The following is a 5,542-nucleotide window of genomic DNA, read 5'->3' on the forward strand; positions in this document are numbered from 1 at the left end:
AAATGTCCCACACGCTTCTTCTGTTTCTGCATGCCCAAGACCAGAGCAACGGTGTCTAATGAGCTTGCTTTCTGAACAACAGCTGTATTCTATGGTGACGAAATCCTGCGAATGAGTGAGTATATGTGAGAAAAACCCTTAAAACCGAGGGACGGGTACGATAGTGCAATGTAATAGGCTGCCGATTCGGCAGCCTATTCAGCTTATGGGTAGTATACTTCGGAACCCATGTTTAGGCAGTTCGTAATAATAGTGAGCTTAAATGAGGAGTGAATAAATATGAGTAATAGAGGATGTATTAAATGCGGAGGAAAAGACGCAGATACCAAGGAAGTAGCAATGACTGGAACAGGGCTGTCAAAAATGTTCGATATCCAAAAAAACGAATTCATTGTTGTTTACTGTAAGGATTGTGGATATTCGGAGTTTTATAACAGGAACGCATCAAAGACTTCTAATATTCTTGATTTCTTTTTCGGTGGATAAGTGATTATTTTTTGAACAAAAACTATTGCACCAAGACACAAGATTCAACATGAATGCAGCTTGTTGCTATTGGGCTGTTGTGTGAGATTAAGACCTAATAGGCTTATCTCTAATTCTCATGCCTTATTACTTCGCTAGGGAAACCAGAGATGAAAAAACCTACCATGAGGCTGCCGACAATCAATCGGCAGCCTCGATTCGCTAACTGGCAGATTAGTTTAACAGTAAAATGCTCTATTTTTTTGCTGAACAAAGGGATGAGTATTTTCAAAGTCCATATTTATGTATTTCCAGTTTAAAACTCGCAACATTTAATTAATGGAAGGCGTCACTATATAGAACGAACCACCACGACGGGGGAACAACATGAAAATCAATAAGCTCGCCACAACAGTATTGTTAATCGCATTCATCACCGTTGGTTGCTCAAACGGCAACGATGGTAAACCCTCAGATCAGGAGCAGCAGGACGTCCTTCAGCTCTCGTTCAAGCAAACGGCTGTGACCGAGCTTCTTCCTAAGAACGCGAACGAAGATTGGACAGTTACCAAAGAAATTAAAAACAGAGATACAGCGATCATACTTTATGAAGACAGTTCTGGTGACGATTACGCTCTAGCCAAACATGCAGGCAAATTCTACGATCTTGGCGGCGTCTACAATGTGGAAAATATCAAAACCCAAATGCTAGAGGGACCATTCGGTGACATCGAGCTTATCGTAGGGATCGGAACAGAACTCACGAGTTGGGAAGTTCTGGGTTCGGACAAGCAAAGCGGAAACCTTGTGTTGTTCCAAACGATAGGTCGTCCTGAAGTGATGGATCTGGAGGGCGACGGCAGCGAAGAGATGATCGCCAGCTTCAATGGCGCGCATCTCAACTTTCCGAACGTCGAGATCTTGCGGCTAAATGGTAGTGAAATAGAATCCGCCGAAATAGTTGACCAAACGTCCAACTCGGAAGATCAAAAATTTGCCCGTGTGTTAGAAAAAAGTGGCGATATCGTGTTCGAGATCGGAAAAGTGCGCGAAGACGGAACAGAACGTCAATACACATACGAAAACGGACAGCTCGTCGCGGACTAGACTGTATGGTTTTCTGTCTTGGCATTCAACTACCATGAAAGAACGGATTAACTTTCATGCTCTGTGGTGCAGCATAAGTGATCATGGATGGCTAACGGGTACATTAGTTCATTGAATAAACAGGACGAGGCTCCGGTGCCTCGTAGCAGGTGAATCATATTAGGGGGATTGGGTGAAGAAGCGTGGTTTATTGGTGTTTGTATTTGGGTTATTCTTAACAGTCTCCTTTGGCACTAAAACGCATGCTTTGTCCTGCGTCGAGGTGGGAGGCCCTCATGAACAATTAGATTTTTTTGATGCAGCCGTATTCGGCGAGGTTAAGAAGGTAAAGGGAGACATTAAACAAGAGAGATTTATAGGAACAAAAGAATTCGTTAGAAACGTACTTATCGACGTGAAACAAAGTTGGAAAATGGAGTTTAATTCCCAAATCATTGTTTCGACCGATTACACTTGGGGTTATGATTTCCAGGAAGGGCAGTCCTATTTAATTTACGTATATGAAAACGAAGGGATTCTGGCCAGCAGCCCTTGTAGTACGACCTATAAAATGGATGACGTGTCAGAAGCGTCGAAATTACTTGGTACAGACGGCCTCTCGCCAGGGAAAGAAGTCAATCTATCGTATAAAATGTGGTTTATGACAGAAATAGACTTCCATATTTATTATGCTACGGGGGGAGTTGTACTTGTTACTGGGTTGCTGATTTACTTGGTGAAATGGAAAAGAACCTCCTCGTAACAGAAGTCTCGTTACACTACCATGAAAGAACGGCTTATCTTTCATGCTTTGTTGTGCAGCATAAGAGTTGTATGGATGGCTAACGGGTACGATAGTGGAGCAAGCTGCGGCGGTGCAGATGCTCATTTTTTCACTCAACTAACTGGCAGATGAGTTTAATACCCAGTCACAGGTAAGTTTTTATATAACCGTTCTCTACCACTCAAAAAATGGTACAATTTAGCGTGGTGCTAAGAAAATAGCTTCTTAAGGAGTGCTAGAATGCTAAATTTTAAGAACACGACAATGGAAATTTCAAATAGTGGGATTAATACAGCTGTTCTATCGGTTGGGGCTACGGAACAGTTTGGACCTTACTTGCCTATGCATTTAGATACGCTTATTGCTGAGTTATATGCGACCGCATATGGAAAGGAATTGAATGCTTACGTGTTGCCTACAATCCCCTTTAATACCTCTGAAGAGCATGCCAATTTCAAGGGAACAGTTACCGTAAGCCCCAACATGTTAACAGCTATGTTGGAAGATATTATTTGCAACCTAATAAGACAAGGATTTATGAAGTTTTTGGTCTGTACTGGACATGGCGGATCATATTGGGAGGGAGCTTTCGTCAAGCATATTAATTACAAGTACCCTCAGATAATCTTGATTTCTGCAAATCATAATAATCATTTTGCATGGGAAGAAGCAGTTGAAGCGGCAGGTTTAAAAGGCTTAAATGAAATGCACGGTGGTTTATTGTCCGTTTGTACAGCTATGTGGCTTTGTCCTGAATTGGTTAAAACCAATTCAATGGGGTCAGACATACCTTCAGAAAACCGTCTTTATGCAGATTACTTAGGATGGGATAAGCTAACTCAGGATGGTTGCTGGGGAAAGTTTGAAGAAGGAATTTATTCACACGATGAACTGGCTGAAAAAGGTAAGATATTTTGGAACACATTTATTAAAAGAAGAACTGAAGGTTTGAAACAAATCCTTGAAGAGGGATACCGTCGAAAAACTCAAGGGTGATTCAGGGACGGGTACGATAGTGGAGGAGTTTGCTATTTTTGGCAGCTCCTCTTTTCTATTGAAAGCGTGTCCCCAGTAGAGTTATACACTGAATAGAAGTGCGACTCATTAAACTACCATGAAAGAACGGATAAACTTTATGCTCTGTGTTCAGCATAAGAGATGCATGGATGGCTAACGGGTACGATAGCATAAACAACTTGAAGGCTGCAGACCTAAAGATTCGGCAGCCAAGTTCATTTTAGCCCCGCCACTCTATGGGTCAAAATAGTTTATAGATCTCCACGATCGTAGAAGGGATGATGGTGGCATATCATTCAACCATCGCCCAGCTGCGGCAACACGGATGCACTCACGATAACGACGACTGGCACAAACATGATCCTGTCTATCTGCCGCAGTGTGACCGTCCATTGCGTAATATCCTCGACCATCCCCGTCGTCCGTTTGGATCGTGACGAGATGCCAAGAAAGCTTGGCCTGTAATAAGCCTGAACGTATCGTCATCATACCTCCATTATTTCAACAAGCATATGCCCGTGATTCTTGCTCGTCCAATCTGAATGATTTGCACGATAAGCCCGAGAAGTGCAATCAGAAACGCTTCGAAGCGGCGGTGGTGGTCATGGCATCGCCGCTTTAACGTTTCTGGCCTCCTTGGTACCGAAGATCTCTAAAGCTCAATTGCTCCGTCACTTATACAATTCGGAAGGATAGCCTCATTAAAGTCTGACGGTCGAAGAAGCGTTCCGATTTGTTGCAAATGAACTTTGCAGGGAAATGGCCGAGGGCCGTAAGACTCGGGCGCAAAGAAAGAGGGGCAAGCCAAAACTAACGAAATTACGCAGGGCGAATGGCTGCTGAAATCTGCGGCAGTCCGTCGCGGCTCCAAGGGCCGCTCATCGACGGGCGGAAGGTATAGCTTAAGCTAGGTTTCTTCAATAAAGTAACCAAGTATTTTTTATTATGGTAGAATTGGAATTACTATATAGGGGATTCCTGGAGGCATGTTTAGTGGAAATACCGATTACTGCAATTAGTTGTGGTCTTATTACAGTCCATATGCCAGATGCAAGTCAAAGTAAATTTTTTATTTTTCAAGATCTATCAGAAATTTTAGGCGTTGAAGATAACTATTTAGCTGAGAAGAAAATTAGGAGATTTCTAAAGTTAAATGCGCCCGATAGTAAAGTCTTTTTTGATTCTGAAGCCGATAATTGCGCAATATACACTTTAAAAGCTGATAGCATGGTGAGTGTACTTAAAGCAATTAAAATCATGTCCGTTTCAAATTTATCAATTTCTGATTCCTCGATAATGGATATAACTGAAATAATGACGTCTTGGGAACGACCTAAAGCACAGAAGTGGCGAACCGGTGACATCTTTGTATTTCTGCTCGATGATGGTGTAACTAAAGCGTATGGACAAGTATTAATTCTGATTAAACGATCCGGTGCTGTGTGTGCGTTGTTTGGTGATAAGTACAGTGAAAAAGACAAGGAAAAAGACAAGTTACTGGACCCTAAAAAAATACTTTCAATTGTTCAAATTAATACGAACCGGTTAAACACCTTTCAGTGGGAAGTAATTGGTAATGAAGACGTTGCTATAGAGGTCACATTAAGTCCACAGTTTACGAATCACTATTATGCTAGTCACATGTTTCATAGATTGGCGAATGCACATTTTGGCATAGTATCTTGGCAAAATTACTATGAAGATATGTTATGGAAACAAAGTGAATAATAAGCTATTGTACTAACTGGGTAACGATAGTTCAATGTCGAAGGGTTGCTGTGTGTTGGCCCTTCGCTCAAATAACAGGCAGCATAGCTTAAACAATTTAGATCGCATAATTGGTCAGATCATCATATTCTTCCCCTGTTATTACCTGTTTCAACAGTGTAATATTCACGTTACAATGATTCTGTTTAGGTGCAATAATGGGGGTTAGAAACATGAAAACCTCGCTCATTCGCAGAATTTCACATGTATGTTTAAATAGGAGTTAAAAGGATTACATGAGATGGGCTAAGCAGTTCCGTTTGAGGGCATGCGGGAATAGAAGGTGCTGGTCTAATTACAACATCTTCCATATAAGATTTACTGCACGTCTCTCTCCACAAGGTCCTTGGGATTCACTCTCCCAAATCTCAACGGGTCTATGCCCTCACATTCCTTCGTTCTATCTATCCAAGGTGTGGAGTC

5 protein-coding genes are annotated in these 5,542 nt (G+C 41.9%); all 5 read left to right on the forward strand.

The features are described 5' to 3' along the window. Window positions 1-279 precede the first annotated feature (279 nt). The 5 genes from DFP97_RS29825 (at window position 280) to DFP97_RS29845 (ending at window position 5,080) form a co-directional block, all read left to right on the forward strand. Window positions 280-486: a zinc ribbon domain-containing protein gene (locus tag DFP97_RS29825; protein WP_114384293.1), complete on the forward strand. Its 207-nt coding sequence runs from the start codon at window positions 280-282 to the stop codon at window positions 484-486. Window positions 487-852: 366 nt separating this feature from the next. Next, window positions 853-1,572, forward strand: coding sequence for a hypothetical protein (locus DFP97_RS29830; protein ID WP_114384294.1), 720 nt, complete (start codon window positions 853-855; stop codon window positions 1,570-1,572). 172 nt (window positions 1,573-1,744) lie between these two features. Beyond that, on the forward strand, window positions 1,745-2,314 hold the full coding sequence (locus tag DFP97_RS29835) for a hypothetical protein (RefSeq protein ID WP_114384295.1): 570 nt from the start codon (window positions 1,745-1,747) through the stop codon (window positions 2,312-2,314). A gap of 261 nt (window positions 2,315-2,575) precedes the next feature. Further along, complete coding sequence (locus tag DFP97_RS29840; RefSeq protein ID WP_114384296.1) at window positions 2,576-3,331, forward strand: creatininase family protein; 756 nt, start codon at window positions 2,576-2,578, stop codon at window positions 3,329-3,331. A 1,014-nt stretch (window positions 3,332-4,345) separates the two neighbouring features. After that, a complete protein-coding gene (locus tag DFP97_RS29845) occupies window positions 4,346-5,080 on the forward strand; it encodes an Imm26 family immunity protein (protein ID WP_181873745.1) in 735 nt (244 codons plus the stop codon). Window positions 5,081-5,542: the final 462 nt, after the last annotated feature.

It is taken from the genome of Paenibacillus prosopidis (assembly GCF_003337375.1).
Lineage (GTDB): Bacteria > Bacillota > Bacilli > Paenibacillales > Paenibacillaceae > Pristimantibacillus > Pristimantibacillus prosopidis.

Excerpts from the sequence above, each read along its gene's own strand:
- DFP97_RS29825 (WP_114384293.1), top strand. The coding sequence starts at position 280 with ATGAGTAATAGAGGATGTATTAAATGCGGAGGAAAAGACGCAGATACC.
- DFP97_RS29830 (WP_114384294.1), top strand. The coding sequence starts at position 853 with ATGAAAATCAATAAGCTCGCCACAACAGTATTGTTAATCGCATTCATC.
- DFP97_RS29840 (WP_114384296.1), top strand. The coding sequence starts at position 2,576 with ATGCTAAATTTTAAGAACACGACAATGGAAATTTCAAATAGTGGGATT.